Origin of the sequence: Corynebacterium poyangense (assembly GCF_014522205.1) — a bacterium.
GTDB lineage: Bacteria > Actinomycetota > Actinomycetes > Mycobacteriales > Mycobacteriaceae > Corynebacterium > Corynebacterium poyangense.
Genome location: NZ_CP046884.1, coordinates 1,022,308 through 1,039,250, shown reverse-complemented (window position 1 = coordinate 1,039,250; position 16,943 = coordinate 1,022,308). Strand labels below are relative to the sequence as shown.

15 protein-coding genes are annotated in these 16,943 nt (G+C 52.9%); 7 read left to right on the top strand and 8 right to left on the bottom strand.

Features of this window, described 5'->3' with window-relative positions; all coding sequences use genetic code 11:
- Positions 1 to 6 precede the first annotated feature (6 nt).
- The 6 genes from GP475_RS04890 to GP475_RS04865 all read right to left on the bottom strand — a co-directional run bounded on the left by GP475_RS04890 (position 7) and on the right by GP475_RS04865 (position 5,975).
- Positions 7 to 1,152: an MraY family glycosyltransferase gene (locus GP475_RS04890; protein ID WP_187975511.1), complete on the bottom strand. Its 1,146-nt coding sequence runs from the start codon at positions 1,150 to 1,152 to the stop codon at positions 7 to 9.
- Complete coding sequence (locus GP475_RS04885) at positions 1,153 to 1,812, bottom strand: L-threonylcarbamoyladenylate synthase (RefSeq protein ID WP_187975510.1); 660 nt, start codon at positions 1,810 to 1,812, stop codon at positions 1,153 to 1,155.
- A 47-nt stretch (positions 1,813 to 1,859) separates the two neighbouring features.
- On the bottom strand, positions 1,860 to 2,723 hold the full coding sequence (gene prmC, locus GP475_RS04880) for a peptide chain release factor N(5)-glutamine methyltransferase (protein ID WP_187975509.1): 864 nt from the start codon (positions 2,721 to 2,723) through the stop codon (positions 1,860 to 1,862).
- Positions 2,724 to 3,803, bottom strand: coding sequence for a peptide chain release factor 1 (prfA, locus tag GP475_RS04875; protein ID WP_187975508.1), 1,080 nt, complete (start codon positions 3,801 to 3,803; stop codon positions 2,724 to 2,726).
- A complete protein-coding gene (gene rho, locus GP475_RS04870; protein WP_394367412.1) occupies positions 3,803 to 5,674 on the bottom strand; it encodes a transcription termination factor Rho in 1,872 nt (623 codons plus the stop codon). The genes prfA and rho overlap by 1 nt, the downstream gene beginning before the upstream one ends.
- Before the next feature lie 91 nt (positions 5,675 to 5,765).
- On the bottom strand, positions 5,766 to 5,975 hold the full coding sequence (locus GP475_RS04865; protein ID WP_187975507.1) for a hypothetical protein: 210 nt from the start codon (positions 5,973 to 5,975) through the stop codon (positions 5,766 to 5,768).
- Positions 5,976 to 6,008: 33 nt separating this feature from the next.
- Between GP475_RS04865 and GP475_RS04860 the strand changes: the two genes are divergently transcribed.
- From GP475_RS04860 to mobA, 5 genes are read left to right on the top strand one after another with little or no spacing between them, the layout of a single operon-like run.
- Positions 6,009 to 7,778 carry a long-chain fatty-acid--CoA ligase gene (locus GP475_RS04860; RefSeq protein ID WP_187975506.1) on the top strand — a complete coding sequence of 590 codons (1,770 nt, stop codon included), beginning with the start codon at positions 6,009 to 6,011 and terminating at the stop codon, positions 7,776 to 7,778.
- A gap of 11 nt (positions 7,779 to 7,789) precedes the next feature.
- On the top strand, positions 7,790 to 8,884 hold the full coding sequence (gene moaA / locus GP475_RS04855; RefSeq protein WP_187975505.1) for a GTP 3',8-cyclase MoaA: 1,095 nt from the start codon (positions 7,790 to 7,792) through the stop codon (positions 8,882 to 8,884).
- Positions 8,885 to 8,887: 3 nt separating this feature from the next.
- Positions 8,888 to 10,174 carry a molybdopterin molybdotransferase MoeA gene (locus GP475_RS04850; RefSeq protein WP_187975504.1) on the top strand — a complete coding sequence of 429 codons (1,287 nt, stop codon included), beginning with the start codon at positions 8,888 to 8,890 and terminating at the stop codon, positions 10,172 to 10,174.
- Positions 10,175 to 10,205: 31 nt separating this feature from the next.
- Complete coding sequence (gene moaC, locus GP475_RS04845; RefSeq protein WP_187975503.1) at positions 10,206 to 10,712, top strand: cyclic pyranopterin monophosphate synthase MoaC; 507 nt, start codon at positions 10,206 to 10,208, stop codon at positions 10,710 to 10,712.
- A gap of 12 nt (positions 10,713 to 10,724) precedes the next feature.
- Positions 10,725 to 11,336 (top strand): molybdenum cofactor guanylyltransferase, encoded by a 612-nt coding sequence (gene mobA / locus GP475_RS04840; protein WP_187975502.1) that lies wholly within the window; start codon positions 10,725 to 10,727, stop codon positions 11,334 to 11,336.
- Here the strand turns inward: mobA and ggt are convergent, their stop codons facing one another.
- A complete protein-coding gene (gene ggt, locus GP475_RS04835) occupies positions 11,337 to 13,223 on the bottom strand; it encodes a gamma-glutamyltransferase (protein ID WP_394367411.1) in 1,887 nt (628 codons plus the stop codon). It abuts the gene before it with no gap.
- Positions 13,224 to 13,395: 172 nt separating this feature from the next.
- Here ggt and modA point away from each other — a divergent pair, with 172 nt between their 5' ends.
- Positions 13,396 to 14,169 (top strand): molybdate ABC transporter substrate-binding protein, encoded by a 774-nt coding sequence (modA, locus tag GP475_RS04830; protein WP_187975500.1) that lies wholly within the window; start codon positions 13,396 to 13,398, stop codon positions 14,167 to 14,169.
- A gap of 12 nt (positions 14,170 to 14,181) precedes the next feature.
- On the top strand, positions 14,182 to 16,101 hold the full coding sequence (locus tag GP475_RS04825) for an ATP-binding cassette domain-containing protein (protein WP_187975499.1): 1,920 nt from the start codon (positions 14,182 to 14,184) through the stop codon (positions 16,099 to 16,101).
- Here GP475_RS04825 and GP475_RS04820 read toward each other — a convergent pair.
- Positions 16,058 to 16,723 (bottom strand): endonuclease III domain-containing protein, encoded by a 666-nt coding sequence (locus GP475_RS04820; protein WP_187975498.1) that lies wholly within the window; start codon positions 16,721 to 16,723, stop codon positions 16,058 to 16,060. The two genes, GP475_RS04825 and GP475_RS04820, sit on opposite strands and share 44 nt — an antisense overlap.
- Between the last annotated feature and the right edge of the window lie 220 nt (positions 16,724 to 16,943).

Below are 16,943 nucleotides of genomic sequence, written 5' to 3'. Positions count from 1 at the left end.
GGTATTTTACCGGGCATGTCGGCCGGTGCTCTTTCTCGCCAGTACGGGGACAAACGTCGTCAAAGCAGCCAACACAATCGCAACCACGCTTCCGAGAATCGCTACCTTAGCTGGAATGATAGAGAAACTGACTGCACCCAGGGCCACCACAGAAACCCATAAGTACAGCAACAACACCACCTTGCGCTGAGAATGACCCAACGAAAGGAGCCGATGGTGCAAGTGCATTTTGTCGGCGGCAAAGGGAGACCTACCCTGGGCTAGGCGTCGGACTACTGCTAGGACTAGGTCCAGCATGGGGACAAAAATTGCCGCCATAACTACTAAAAACGGCGATAACAAGGCAACGATATCTGCTGCCCCATAGAGGTTCATCGTGATTTTTCCCGACGCTGAAGTGGCTGCTGCCGCTAAGAGGAGACCAATAAGCATGGAGCCGGAATCTCCCATAAAGATCCGAGAGGGTTCAAAGTTGTGCGGCAAAAATCCGGCACAGATTCCCACCAGAGCTGCGGCGATGATTGCTGGAGGATAGGCCGAGACCGCTCCACCCTGGTCATGGAGCACGGTTAGGGAAAAAATGAGGATAGCTAAACCAGCGATCATCCCTAAACCTGCTGCTAAGCCATCGAGACCATCGACGAAGTTGATCGCGTTGATCAACGCTACGGTGAAAAGAGTTGTTGCTATGGTTGCTTGGAAATTATCCAGAACCAGTGTCATGCCTTCGTTAATCGGCACATACAGCATCGTCCAGCTCAAACCCAAAACACTCAGCAGAACTGAACCAAGGATCTGACCGATTAATTTAGTGATGGCATCTAATTCATATAGATCATCTAAAACCCCCACCGTGACGATCACAAATCCAGCCCATATCACGGCATTCATTTCGGGAGTAACCGGGGCAAAACCCCGGGTTAATGCGGGAAGCTGGTGGGCTAAATATACCGCGACAATAAAGCCGGTGAACATAGCAATTCCACCCATCCGCGGGGTGGGTTGGGTGTGTACATCGCGCTGCCGGATTTCTCCGATACGTCCACTTCGTACCATCGCAGAACGAACAATCCCCGTCGTAATGTAGGTAAAAATCGCCGCGCTTAACAGCACTAAACCTAATTCACGCAGGGGCACACCAGCAGATCCCATCTAGGCGCCACCTCGAAGAATGTCAGCAGAACACCCGAGAACCTCAGCTATAGCCTCAGCACTCAAGGCAGCTTCACGCAGAAGTCGGGGTTGTGCCTGAGAAAGGTCGATAATGCTCGATGGGGTTCCCACTTCTGATTCCCCACCGTCTAAGTACATATCAACCTGAGAGCCCAATTGATGCTGGGCATCAACCACTGTGGTGGGTGGCGGGTGTCCAGTGAGATTAGCACTCGATACCGCCATCGGCCCTACGGCTCTCAGCACCGCTATCGCAACCGGATGGTTAGGCATACGCAGCATCACTGTTCCGCGGGTATCGCCGAGATTCCAATTCAGGCTGGGGGCCTGGGCGGTAACGATAGACAATGCACCGGGCCAAAATGCTCGAATCAGGGCATCTAAGTCCTCGGAATAGTCTGCCACCAGACCTTTTGCTGTCTCCCAGCTTCCCACGAGAACCGGAACTGGCATATCAGGGCCTCGACCTTTGGCGCGCAAAATCCCAGCTACAGCATCGTTATTAAAGGCGTCAGCCCCAATGCCGTACACCGTGTCCGTCGGCATGACAATGAGGTTGCCCCGCCGCGCAGATTCCGTGACGGCTCGGAGGGCCCGATCTAACCCTGCTTCATCCGTACACTTCCAAATTCCACTCACGCGGAATGGCCTCCTTCATAGATGATGTATTTCGCGTGGAACAACAGTCACATCTTACTAGACATCACAAAACGATAACGACCAGTAAGGTCTGCTAAGGACGAGACCTGTGTCCACCGCGGATCCTCAGCAAACACAGCTCGGCATTGACTAGCCATAGAATCATCATGCTCAACCCCCACCACTCCCCCGGGTTTTAGCAGATAATCCACGGTATCGGGGAGCTTATTAATAAACTCCATACCGTCATCACCTGAGAACACGGCCCTGTTAGGATCACAAAAAACTTCCGGTTCAAGGGTGGAAGCTACTGTTCGCGGCACATAGGGCGGATTGCACACAATAAGATCGACGGCTCCAGCAAGCGTCGGACATTTTTCTCCTACCCAGTCCTGGCGAAGGGCATCGGCGTGGACTAACTGGACATGGGCAGGAACATTAAGCCTGGCCCAGGTCAGCGCTGTTTCTGAAAGTTCGACGCCCACAATCTGGGCGTGAGGTATCTGATCAGCTATATATGCTGCTAAAGCGCCAGAGCCGGTACATAAATCCACTACTTTAGGCTGATAGCTCTGGGCGAAGCGGCGAAGATACTGCACGGCCCACTCAGCCAGAACTTCAGTTTCGGGACGAGGGATAAAAACCCCTGGACCTACTTGTATGTCCAGTGGCCCAAACGGAGCGGTCCCCACGATATATTGAAGTGGTTCACGCTGGATGCGTCGCTGAATAAGCTCATCCAGGCCAGAAATCTGGGCAGGGCTAAGTTCTGTTTGGGAATGAAGAATCAACCGCTGTCGTGGAATATCCAAAAGATAAGCGGATAGCTCCTGGGCATCGACCCGAGGCGAAGGAACTCCTGCTTGGGTGAGCCGTCGGATACTATCCGCTAGGTAATCTCGAAGTTTCACTTAGATCTGCTCAGTTTCCAGCCGTTCTGCACGTTCGGCGGTTTTGAGGGCATCAAAAAGTGCATCCATGTCCCCATTAAGGACTTGGTCGAGATTATTTGCTTTGAAACCAATTCGGTGATCGCTGATCCGATTTTCCGGCCAGTTATATGTCCTAATCCGCTCGGAGCGATCCAGGGTTCGCACCTGAGCAGCTCGACCTTCAGCCGCTTCCGCCTCAGCTTTCTCCTGTTCCATTTGCTCCAAACGCGCCGCCAACACCTGAAGAGCTCTGGCTTTATTTTGGATCTGTGAGCGTTCCTTTTGGCACGTCACCACAATCCCAGTAGGCAAGTGAGTAATCCGCACCGCGGAGTCCGTGGTGTTAACACCCTGCCCACCTTTACCGGAGGAACGATAGACATCCACCCGAATATCTTTTTCGTCAATTTCTACCTCACCCAGCTCCTCTGGTTCTGGGTAAACCAAAACACCAGCTGCCGAGGTTTGGATCCTGCCTTGGGATTCTGTCACAGGAACGCGCTGGACCCGGTGCACCCCGCCTTCGAATTTGAAGAAACTCCACGCCCCATCACGGGAAGGCTTCTTCGAGCGGATAGACAAGGTTATATCCTTGACTCCACCGAGGTCCGTTTCTGACAAACCAAGAATTTCCGTGGCGAAGCCATGCTTATCGCAATAACGCTGATACATCCGAAGTAAATCGCCAGCAAAGAGCGCGGCTTCTTCCCCACCGGCACCTGCTTTGATTTCTAGATAGACATCCTCGCTATCGCGTGGATCCCGCGGTGCAAGCAAATCAGCGAGCTTTTCTTCTAGCTCCACCCGGCGCGCATCTAACCGCTCAGCTTCAGCCTGGAACTCATGGTCCTCATGAGCCATCTCCTGGGCATCTGCCAAGTCCTCGGTGACCTGAGTCAGCTCATTATGCACATTGATCACCGGCTGCAACTCGGAATAGCGTTTCGCTACCTTGCGGGCCGCGGCTGGGTCATCATGAAGAGAAGGATCGGCTAATTGAGCCTCTAATCCCTCATATTCGGCCCGGATATCGTCAACAGCAGAGACCTGATCGTGCATTAGGAGTAATCCTCCTCCTCAATCGCAGCAGCCATCGGTGCAGATTTAGCGATCTGCATCAGGAACTCACCATTAGAGCGCGTCTTCTTGAGTTGCTTGATGAGCAAATCAATGGCTTGCTGATTATCCAAAGCAGAAAGAATCCGACGTAGCTTGTGCATGACCCGAGCTTCCTCGGGCGCTAGTAATAGCTCATCTTTGCGGGTACCAGAGGGATTCACATCGACTGCCGGGAAGACTCGCCGTTCAGAGATCTTTCGGTCGAGTTTCAGCTCCGCGTTACCGGTTCCTTTGAATTCCTCAAAGATGACGGTATCGCCCGCCGAACCGGTTTCGACCATCGCAGTTGCGATGATGGTCAGGGAGCCACCGTTTTCGATATTGCGCGCAGCACCCAGGAACCGCTTGGGAGGATACAGTGCATTGGAGTCCACACCGCCAGACAGGATCCGCCCAGAGGCTGGCGAGGAGTTGTTGTAGGCTCGGCCCAGTCGGGTAATAGAGTCAAGCAAAACTACCACGTCTTGCCCCTGCTCTACCAGGCGTTTTGCCCGTTCAATTGCGAGTTCCGCCACATTGGTATGTTCGCTCGGTGGGCGGTCAAAGGTTGAGGCAATAACTTCACCTTTGACTGAGCGCTCCATGTCGGTGACTTCTTCAGGCCGCTCATCAACCAAAACCACCATGAGATAGCACTCTGGATTATTAGTAGCAATGGCATTAGCTACATTTTGCAAAATCGTGGTTTTCCCAGCCTTAGGCGGGGACACAATCAGCGCGCGTTGCCCCTTACCAATCGGCATAATCAAGTCAATGACGCGGGTCGTTAAAATCTTCGGATCAGTTTCCAAACGTAGCCGCTGGTTGGGGTAAAGCGGAGTGAGTTTAGAAAAGCGTGGGCGCTGACGGGCTTCCTCAACGCTCATGCCGTTGACTGTATCTACGTGGATGAGGTTGTTATAGCGGTTCCGGTTTCGGCCACCCTTGCCACCGTGGTAGCCACCACCCCGGTTCATCCGTACCTTTCCGGTGATAGCATCCCCGGCACGCAATCCGCAGCGTCGAATGAGCTGGTTATTGACATAAACATCAGTGGGTGCCGCATGGTAGCCGGTGGTCCGTACAAACGCCACATTGTTATCGACGATGTCGAGGATGCCGGCTACATCCTGGACATTGTCATTACGCTCATTGCGCTCGGAACGATCCTCCCGGTTTCCCCGATCTGAGCGTTCTTCTCGTTCTTCACGGTTCTCACGATTATCGCGCTCTTCTCGGTTATCGCGATACTCACGGGTGCGGCGTACCCGACGGGTGCGACGAGTGCGTCGTCCTCGGTCTTCTTCTTCGTTTTGGTCTCGATCTTCCGCCCCGGAGTCCGACTTGTCGGCGGCTTCTTCATCGGAGGAACGCTCTGAGTGTTGTGGACGCTCGGGTTGAGAGTCCGACGTAGTTTCAGCGACCACGTCCTCATCGGGGGTGGGGTTATCCTTATCCCGGTCTTCTTGTTCCCGCTGAAATTGTCGGGCGCGATTACGCCGCGCCCGTCGGGCCGCAGAGCGGGACTCATGACGCCGAGACTGGGTAGCGGAATTATCTTCGCCCTCAGCCTTTTCTTCACCTTTGTCAGTGTTATCGGTGCTAGTTTGATCTTCCTGGATTTCTACCGGAGGAAGACGTCGAGCCTGATTAGCACGAGGCACATCAATATTGGGCAGACGACCTTCAATCGCCGCAATCAGTTCCCCCTTGCGCAGCCCATAGATTCCTTTAATCCCCTTTTGGGCTGCTAGTTTCCGCAGCTCCGGAATCCTCAAGGATGCCAGATTCTGCATGTCGCCACCATTGGCGGCTGTGTCCATCTCGGTCACAGGTGTCCTTTCATCGTCTACAGGAAGCCGAAAATACTCCATGCACACGGGTATTCATTTGCTGACCTTTTGAAATTTAGATGCCCGTAATTCACATATCCCTATCCACATGGGAGGAAGTGGGTGAATCAGCAGACCGATGTTCCGGTGATGCTTCGAGAGGGGTTCGCCTCATCTGCTTAGTGACATCCAAGCCGAGGGCGGAACTCATCTTCCCCGAAGTGTTCTGGTCGATCTGCGCGATAGTGTAGCGCATTAATCCCACTGAGGTCACTAACCACCCCTCAAGAGTGTCTCGCACCTTGAGTTTTCTCCCCTTTTGTAGAGTGTGATCATGCGCTCTACCATGCAGGAAATCCCGTTGTCGATTTCACGAATTCTGGAGTACGCCCGCACGGTGCACTCAGAAACCACGGTGACTACTTATAGCGAAGGAAAAATCCATACCAGTACCTATCACAGCATCGCAGCGCGGGCTTCGGCATTGGCTCATGCGTTAAAGGATGATTTAGGCATTGATGGCGACCAACGGGTAGGCACTTTTATGTATAACTGCGCCGAGCATTTAGAAACTTTGTGTGCGGTTACCTGTATGGGCGCAGTATTTAATCCACTAAATCGCTATTTAATGAATGACCAAATTAGCCATATCATTAACCATGCGAATGATGAAATTATCATCGCTGACCCTCGGCTTGCCGAGCAACTAGGTGAAGTCTTAAAAGATTGTCCAGGGGTGAGAGCAATTGTTTTTATCGGAACTGGGCCACAGCACAAACCCTCCAGCTTTATCCCCGATCACCTGCTGGTTTATTCCTATGAGCAGTTACTCGATGGAAAACCTACTCACTATTCGTGGCCAGTTTTAGAGGAAACAACAGCTGCAGCTATTTGTTACTCCACGGGAACTACCGGGGCCCCTAAAGGAGTAATTTATTCACACCGCTCCATCTACCTTCAATCGATGCATCTACGCACCACAGATTCTCTTGCTATTTCGCATGGGTATTCTTTCTTATGCTGCGTTCCTATTTATCACGTCTTAAGCTGGGGAGTTCCTTTCGCTGCTCTCATGGCCGGAGCTCCTCTAGTTTTTCCAGATTCCGACGTTTCCCCCCCGGTTCTCAAGAAACTCATCGAACTAACCCATCCGCGGGTAGCTCACGGGGCACCGACAATCTGGATCCAACTCATGGTGTATTACCTCGAACACCCTCCAAAGCGCATGAGCTTAACCGAAATCTTTGTCGGCGGATCCCCTGCACCGCCAGCCTTAATCCGAATGTGGGAGGAACACTATGGCGTGGACGTGGTCCAAGTCTGGGGCATGACTGAAACGTCCACGGCGTCCACCGTCGCCCGCCCTCCACGAGGAGTCTCCGGAGCAGCGCGCACAGATTACCGGATTAGCCAAGGGCGGTTCCCTGCCTCGCTGGAATATCGCGTTGTTAATGATGGGCAAATCGTATCCAGCACCGACCGTAATCATGGTGAACTTCAGGTTCGGGGAAACTTTGTCACGGGTTCTTATTATCATTCTCCCGCTGAGGAATCACAGGGTACGGCCCACATGTTTCGTGGGGAAGAAGTTGATGATGCACTAGAGAAATTCACCCCAGATGGGTGGCTTCGGACCGGAGATGTCGGGACGGTGACCTCTGATGGGTACCTGATTGTTCAAGACCGGGCGCGCGATGTCATTCGTTCCGGTGGGGAGTGGATTTACTCAGCTGTCTTGGAGAATTTCATTATGGAATCTCCAGAAGTTGTGGAATGCGCAGTGATCGGCTACCCGGATGAGAAATGGGGCGAGCGTCCTCTGGCGGTCACGGTTTTGCATGATGGGGTGGCTAAGGACGCAGTAACCGCAGAGCGGCTCCGAGACGAGCTGCGGCAGCACCTCCCAAGCTGGATGCTTCCCGAGTACTGGACCTTTGTCGAGGACATCGACAAAACCTCGGTCGCGAAATTCGATAAGAAAGATTTGCGAGCCCATCTGCGCGCTGGCCGGTTTGAGGTGATCTCCCTGCGGGGTCCTGGAGCGCAGGATCGAGACAGCTACTCTGCACTGGGAGGTCATGCCCCTACTGGCCCGAGGCTTTAAGATGGTTGCCGATGCGCATTCCCTTGTCTGATCCCGTTGTCAGCGCCACTGCCGCAGCCACCGACTTACCGAGAGCTCTTCCTCACGGTAACCGTCTACTCTATGATCGCTTCGGCCGGGTGGCGCGTGACCTGCGCGTAAGTTTGACCGATCGTTGCAATCTCCGATGCACTTACTGTATGCCTGAAGAAGGGTTGACCTGGCTAGCCAAGGAGTCAACCTTAAATGATGACGAAATCCAGCGTCTTCTTCGGATCGCAATAACCCGCCTAGGGATTCGCCAGGTTCGCTTTACCGGTGGGGAACCTTTGCTGAGAAAATCTCTTGCTCAGATTATCCGGACGACTAAAGAATTAATGACCGACGAAAACGTGCCGCCGAGAATCGCTATGACGACCAACGGCGTAGGACTGGCCAACCACGCGGCATCGTTAGCGAAAGCTGGCCTAGACCGGGTCAATATTTCCCTCGACACCATTGATCCCCAGCGCTATCACCAGTTGACTCGTCGTGACCGACTCCATCATGTAATTGATGCGATTGATGCCTCAGTCCAGGCCGGCTTAACTCCGGTGAAAATCAATGCAGTGATTATGCCTGGTCTTAATGAACAAGACATTGTTCCGCTTGCGGAGTTTTGTCTTCAGCGCGAAGTGCAGTTGCGTTTTATTGAACAAATGCCTTTAGGCCCCCACGAAGCTTGGGACCGCTCAACAATGATCAGCGCCCGTGACATTATCCAACGGTTGAGTGAGAGTTTTGTTCTTTCTCCTGCTGTGGAAAAACGTGGATCGGCTCCAGCTGCGTTGTGGGATGTGCATCATAGGGATCGTGATCTCGCAGGAAAGATCGGGATTATTGCCTCAGTTTCTCAGTCCTTTTGTGCTGACTGTGACCGAACTCGGCTGACCGCTGATGGCGCTGTCCGCAATTGTTTATTCACTCGATCAGAGACATCCTTGCGAGATATTCTCCGCGACGGCGGCAGCGATGAAGATATTATGCTGGCTTGGGCAACTGCGATGTGGCACAAAAAGCCTGGCCACGGAATAGATGACCCACATTTTCTGCAACCCCAACGCCCTATGTCTGCAATTGGAGGCTAAGACGTGTCACGAAGCTTAGAAGATCACCTCAACACCGTCCTTCACCTCGCACATCAGGTTTTTTCTCTCCGCTCCCTCACCCAGAAACGTCCGGTCGCCGACGCCTTAGGGCTAAGAATTGCCCAGGATCTCCATGCCTCCAGGGCAATTCCCCCATTCAGTAATTCAGCGATGGATGGGGTGCTGGTCCGAACCGCCGACCTTAAGGCTCCTTTTCCTGTCGAACTTCCCCTAGTCGCTGACACCCCGGCAGGTTCTGGGGCTCACCCTGTTCCGCCTGCTGCCGCGGTGCGAATAATGACGGGAGCACCCATAGCTGAAGATGACATCGAGTCTCTACAGGTGATTCCAATGGAAGACACGAATCTCAGGATTGGGGATGCCAACCTTCCGGCGAGGGTGAAAATTCATCGCGCTGATCCTCACCGGCGCCATATTCGACGCAGAGCAGAAGATATATCCCCCGGGGACCTCCTAGCCTCTCGCCATGCCATCTTGGACGCAGGTACCTTAGCAGCAGCGATTTCCGCCGGCGTATCCCACGTCTCGGTTTTTTCTACCCCGCGTCTAGCAATAATTTCTTCCGGCGATGAACTAACACCAACGGGCCCAGAACCCTCTTCTGCCCTTATCCCAGACTCCAACGGCCCCATGATAGAAGCCTTGATTCACACCGCGTTCCCGCAGGTGGAAGTTCGACGCCAGCGGATCTCTGATTCCCTCCCCGCTCTGATCCGCCTTCTTGATGAACTCAGTTCCTGGGCAGACATCATCATCACTACCGGGGGAATTTCCGCCGGTTCCTTTGACGTCGTCAAAGAACTCCTCACCTCCCCCGCTGTCCCCCAGGCGCAGGAAACCTGGTGCGGCCAGGTGGCTCTCCAGCCCGGAAAACCCCAAGGCCTCGGGATATGGGACAAGTCTTTGGTCTTAGCTTTCCCCGGCAACCCAGTCGCAGCGTATGTAAGTGCCCTCTTATTTCTCTTTCCTGCTCTTTCTGTGCTCCACGGCGAAGCGATTAAACCTCACGCCACGCAGCCGGAAACCAACGGCCAAAGATATTTTCCCGCCCGCGCTACCCGAGACTTCCCCGTCGCGTCCTCAAAACCCCTCGCCGTACCCGTGGTGCTGACCTGGACGTCCTCTGGAGTACTCGCTACGCCTTTTACCACTTCAGGGAAAGGAAGCCATCGGGTAGGAAGTCTCAGCGGAGTCAACGGAATTGCTCTGCTACAACCCGATGAACGCGTTGCCGATGGGGAATCCCTCACGGTCATAGCGGCGCAGTAAGTCAACATTAGAAAGAGGTTTAAGGATTTCGATGTCACGATCCCTATTTACTCATGTCGATTCCCGCGGCGAAGCTCGCATGGTGGATGTTACGGCAAAAACACCGACCGTTCGGGAAGCCACCGCCGTCGGAGAGGTTGTGTGCTCCTCGGAAATTATTGATGCTTTGCGAACCGGCACGGTTCCGAAAGGAGATGTCCTCGCGGTAGCCCGCATTGCTGGGATCCAGGCGGCAAAGAAGGTCCCTGATTTACTTCCCCTTGCCCACACCATCGGGGTGCATGGTGCGGAGGTCAACCTTGAGGTGGGTGATGACCACGTAGCTATTAGCGCTACCGTCCGCACCGCGGATAGGACCGGGGTGGAAATGGAGGCTCTCAGCGCGGTGAGTATTGCTGCTCTAGCCCTCATTGACATGGTTAAAGGAGTAGATCGTTCCGCCTATATTCGCCGCTGCGGCATAGTGGCTAAAACCGGCGGTCGCAGTGGTGACTGGTCACGCCAGCTACCTCAACTTCGTGAAGTCGATCAGCACTAGGTCTCCTGACCCATGGCACAGATCGCGCACCCTGGGGTTGATGTTGTTATCCTTGCTGGAGGGCAAGGCACAAGAATGGGGGGTAAGGATAAAGCCCTTATCACCATCAATGGCAAACGGTTTCTTGACCGCCTCCTCGAAGATCTAGCCGGAATCAAGGAGGTACACCAGATTGTGGTCGTTAGTTCTCGGCCCTTGCCACTGTATCCCACCATCACCTTGGTTTCTGAAACTCCCCCCTTTTCTGGACCACTGGCCGCTTTTCATGCCGGGGTCGTTGCCCTATCTGACCACGCAGCGGCCACCACCGTGGTGTTGGCTGTTGATGCCCCGCAGTCAGCTCGCTTAATCCCGAAGTTATTGACTGCCCTCTCAGCCGCACCTCACGCCCAGGTAGCCGCTATTTCTTCCCCATCAGGACATCTAGAACCACTGTGTACGGCATGGCGTACCGATAAGCTATGGGAGATTTTCGACCAACTCGAAACTGCCCATGCACCGCTGAAGGCATTGTGGCCCGCCAGGAATGAGATCATCATTATCCAGGGAACGGGCCAGGAGAAAGATTATGACACCCCCTCTGACCTTGCCGAGTTCCCCGACGAAGACCACCAGATGGAATAATTAGCCGTCTCCTAAAACCACGCCTTCTCGGCGCGGATCAGCTCCACCAAGAATGCTGCCGTCTGGTTGGACAACCAACACTGACAATCCACTGGTTTGGTCTTCTTCTTTCACCTCATGCCCTTTATCCTGCAAGGCTTTGATCAACGCATCGACGTCGGGATTGTTCTTGATAGCAGGATGTTCTGAGCCAAGTGTGGTGGGTTTCCCATTCATCGCTCCGAAGTTCGGTGCGTTGATAGCTTGCTGAGGATCCTGCTTCCAATCCACCATGTTGACCAGTGTTTTCACCACGTATTGGATAATCAACGAACCACCTGGAGAACCCAACACCATATTGAGTTTGCCTTGATCATCGAAAACCAACATGGGGCTCATTGATGACCGGGGGCGTTTATTCCCATCAGGAACATTAGGCGCGGGCGTGGGGTCAGCTTGAAAATCAGTCAGCTGATTATTCAAAATAAACCCCTTTGTCATGTGGAAGGATCCAAAAGCAGCCTCCACCGACGTCGTCAAGCTCGCCGCGTTTCCTTCCTTATCAATGACACTAATATGACTGGTGCCGTGCTCAGGTAGCGGTTTAGCAACACTGCCCCCAAGTCCAGGTTCGGCTTTACCCATCGCTTTATCGGGGTCAATCTTGGCAGATCGTTGGCGGTAATAATCTTGGTCCCCAGTGAGTAATTGCTCGGGAACGTTTACCCAAGCAGGATCTGCCGCATAGGCATCTCGATCCGCATAGGCGAGGCGCTCAGCTTCGGAAATGAGATGTACGGCTTGAGCGTCGGGAATGCCTTCCTCGGTTGGTTGGTGTTGGGAAAGGTTGAAGTTATCCAAAATTCCCATTGTCTCGAGAACCGCAATTCCACCCGAGGACGACGGTGGCATCCCACATAGCTTTTTATCTCGATAAGGGGCGCACATAGCCTTAGTGACTACAGGCTGATAATGGGCAATGTCGTCGGTAGTCATCTCGCTGGGGGTTACTCCGCCTCGCCCGGAACGAGCTTTATTTACTATCGCTTGGGCAATGGGACCATCAGGTTGATAAAAGGACTGAGGACCATTTTCTTGCAAGCTCTTAATTGTTTCGGCATAGGCCGGGTTTGCTAACTTCTCCCCCTCTTTTGCTTGAGAGAAGTACGCGTGGGCGTCGGGATCTACAGCTAAATCAGCCTCAGCATCCTTTAATGAGGCTGCCAACCTCGGACTGACAACAAAGCCCTCAGCGGCCAGCGCCCGAGCAGGTTCTAGATTTTCAGCCCAACTATGCCTAGCAAATTTATCCTGAGCTATTCCTAAGGCCGCCACTATCCCCGGCACCCCAATAGAACGACCGGAGCGACGTGCATCCGGCTGCGCGCCAACAAGATAGTCGTTTTTCGCCGCACTCGGGGCTTTTTCCCGACCATCAATGGCCGTGGTCTCACCAGACTGATGATCATAATAAAGCAAATACCCGCCCCCGCCGATCCCTGAGGATTGTGGCTCGCTTAACCCCAAAACAAATTGAGCAGCAATAACAGCATCCGCAGCTGAGCCTCCTTGCGCTAAAACCTGGCACGCTGCGCGTGAGGCCAAAGGATTAGCGGTAGCCACCGCATAACTTTTCGCTTGGGCAGCCTTCATTCCTTCGCGGTATCCCGTGGAAATCTCTGGTGCGACGCCTATGTCCCGGTCCTCACTCTTCTGTCCGTCACCTGATTGAGCACTATCCGGATTGATACTGTCGCATGAGGCCATCGCAACTGCGTTCTTTTCTGACGCTTGGGTACCCTCCTCATTCTGAGGTGGAGCTGATTGACAAGCGGTCAACCCCATTCCCAGAGTCAAGATCAAAGCCGCCACAGGGCGTTTCAATGTAAAATTCCTTTGTGATCTCATACACATAACTTAAGCACAGCAAAGCGGAAGTTGATAGCAGTATAGGGATACTTTTATTTCTCCCGAGTCATCTCAAGACCTATTTCTGGGTGTACCGTCAGCACTACCAGCGTCTATGGTTAGGCTAAACTCAGAGCAATGGCGAGGAATTAACTATCTGAAGGTAGGAAAAATGAATAAATTCAGCAGACCAGCATTGGCGGCTCTAGCGCTGGGATCAAGCCTTGCCTTAAGCGCCTGTGCCCCGTCAGACAACGAGGCTAGTTCTCCAGATTCCACGACGTTAACGGTGCTCGGTGCTGCGTCAACCCGAGTCTTGAATGACGATCTCAATGATAAGGTCAATCATCTCCCTCATCCGCTGACCTTAAATTTTGTTAATGCTGGTTCCTCCACTCTGGTCCAACAACTGGTTGATGGTTCGCCTGGCGATGTGTTAATCACAGCTGATCGCCGCACCATGGATGATGCCATTGCCCGTGAAGTAGTCCATGACCTAGTTCCGGCTGCCACCAATGTTTTGGTTGCGGTCACGCCGCGAGGATCAGGAGAAAAGATCAAAGATCTGACCCAGCTACAGCACATGCGGGTAGTGCTGTGTGATCCCCAAGTACCGTGCGGCGCAGTAGCCCAGCAAGTAATCACCCATAACCATCTGGATATTGCCCCGGTATCCCTAGAGCATTCCGTTTCCGACGCACTGGGTAAAGTTCTCTCCGGAGATGCAGACGTTGCCTTTGTCTACAAGACTGATTATCTCTCCGCCCAAGACCGTCTTGATTATGTGGAATTACCGGGGGCAGAAAAATATGCGAATGAAATTCTCGTCGCCCCAACAAATAACAGCGAGCATCCAGAGGAAGCCTTAAACCTGGTGAATCTATTAAGTTCCGATGATTCTGATTCTTTGTGGGAAAAGTACGGTTTCACGCCGGTTAAAGAATAGTTTCTGCGAAATATGGCTTCTCTTTCCTATCTTCCTCCCCGCACGCCGAAGCTAGCGCAATTTATTGCCGGGATGTCTTTTCTCTTCATCACCATGCCCATCGTATCCCTGCTGGGACGGGTTCCTTGGGCCGAATTGACCCGCATCGTTGCTGAGCCAGTGACTCAACAGATGCTCCTTCTCAGTCTCGCTGCAGCAGCACAATCAACCGCCATTGCCGTGATACTGGGGGTTCCTATGGCAGTAGCGCTTCAGGGATTTCATCGAGGAGCCAACATGGTTCGAGTTTTCGTCCTCCTCCCCCTAGCTATGCCTCCCGTCGTCGCAGGTCTTGCGCTGAGTGCTTTCGCCGGATATCACGGACTTCTTTCTCCCCTCTTACAATTCCTCCATCTCAACTTCGCTTTTACTTTTTCCGGCGTCGTCATGGCCCATGTTTTCATTACCTTGCCATTCGTCATCGTCACCGTCGACGCCGCCCTACGCCAACTCGACAAAGAGATTGTGTACTCTGCGGCAACACTCGGCATGTCTCCTTTCCGCATAACCAGCCGCATTGTCCTTCCTGCGATCTCTGGTTCGGTGGCCACCGGCGCCGGTTTAGCATTCGCCCGCTCACTCGGAGAATTCGGAACCACTCTCACCTTCGCTGGCTCACTTCCCGGAGTAACGCGGACCTTGCCCTTAGGCATCTATCTGGAGCGGGAAACAAATCAAGAGCGGGCCTATGCTCTTGCATTCCTGCTCATCACCCTCGCCGTCATCGTGCTGTGTATCGCATCTTTGCCTTTTGTTATCCGACGCCCATCTCAACCACGGCCCCACCGCCTAGGCAAACTTGACGCTCATCGCCTGCGAACCCTCTCCAAACCCAGTCAATCCGGACCAGAAATCCACTGCGGGGACATTATTTTCCCCGGTCAGGCGGTATCAGCGGTAATTGGAGAAAACGGTTCCGGGAAATCAACTCTGGCAGCTACCATTGCAGGCCGAATTCGGGATAGTCAACGTCTAATAGGGGTGCGAAGACAAGATTCTCGACTTACCTGGATTGATCGGATGCCCTCACACCGTCGCGGAATTATCCTGTTGAGTCAGAATCCCGGTCTCCCCCCGCATAGAACAGTTCTCACGACGCTGTCCATGGTTAATAGAGATAAGAAATACTCTTTAGAATTGTTATCAGCGGCTGGTTTATCGGACTTAGCATCCACGCTGACCACTGAGTTGTCTGGGGGGCAAGCTGCCCAAGTGGCGCTGTTGAGGGCACTTAGTACCCGACCTCAAGCGCTGATTTTAGATGAGCCACTAGCCGCAGTTGACAACCGTTCAGCCAGTCGATGGCGCCACCTTCTCCGGGCAGTCGCCGAAGATAGAACAACCATTCTCATCAGCCATAATCCCGTTGATATTGCCAGCTTGTCCCAACACCTGGTCATACTGGACAAGGGAGAATGTGTTGCTCAAGGAAGCACTAACGAGCTTCTCACCTACCCACCCGATGATTTCTCTGCACGTATTGCTGGACTCAACCGGATAGAAGGAGAAATAACTTCAGTTGAGCAGGATCTATGCCATATAGTCACCGAAAACCTGGATCTGTTTGGAATCAACGACAGTGGTGAGGATCTTGGTTTAGGACACAAGGCGGTTGCTATCTTCTCTCCGGAATCCGTCATGATTTCTACTGACCTTAGAGCTCATGGTGATAAACGATATTCTCCTCGTAATCACTGGATCTGCCGTGTCAGTAGTACCTATTCCCACCCTGGCTCCACCTTGGTCACTCTTTTCTTAGATCCCTTAGGAATTCAAGCCACTATCACCCAACAAGCGCTCATAAAGCTCCACATCAGGGAAGGCACGGAAGTAATTGCACGGACAAAAGCTAGCAGCGTGCGGATTTTTCCGCGTCATCATAGACAGTCATAATTTCTTCCCAACCATGACGATAGGCCCATTTTCCGGCCGCCACTATTAAGGCATGAAGCTCCTGTGCCCGTGAGATATCTGGGGGAAGGGTCACGGGAAATCGACGCCGACATTGTTCATAGCTAAGTTTCTCAATATCCGGATTCATGATTTTGGAAAGTAAGCGTCGGGCATAGGTGCTCCACACAAAAACTGGCCGAGAAAACCCAAATAGCATCAGGACATCGGCGGTTTCTGGGCCTATTCCTCGAATTCCTAATAGTTGTGTGTGTAGCTCTTCATCGCCCATAGGAACAGAAGCTAAGTGCTCAGGATCCAGATTATTTTCTAATAACCATGTTGTTAATCCCAGACAAGCCGCTGTTTTATTGCGCATAAACCCGCTTGGTCTAATGAGGTGGAAAAGAATATCGGGATCAACCTCACTCAGTATCTCTGGCCCCTTCAGCAGGCCGGAGCGGCGCAAGCGAGCAATAGACTGCTCAACGTTCTCCCAGCGAGTGTTTTGCACTAATACTGCCCCCAGCATCATTTCAAACGTGGTTTCAGCAGGCCACCACCCTTGGATCCCGAACTTCTTGCCGAGCGCATTTTCTAATGCCAAGGTATCAAACTGACACATCTGAAGTCCTATACATTCTCAGAGGGAACTTGGTACCACGTCGTACCGGGGTGGAGCACAATCACATTCGTGCTGATATGACGGCGGTGATCTAAGGAAAACCCCGATAGATAAAGTATCTTTTCTAAAGAGTTGAGGTCGCTGCCGGGAAGAGAGGATCTCTAAGAAGGTTGTCCCGGGGTATTAATGATCATTCCCAGCAACTCACATTGAAGAATCG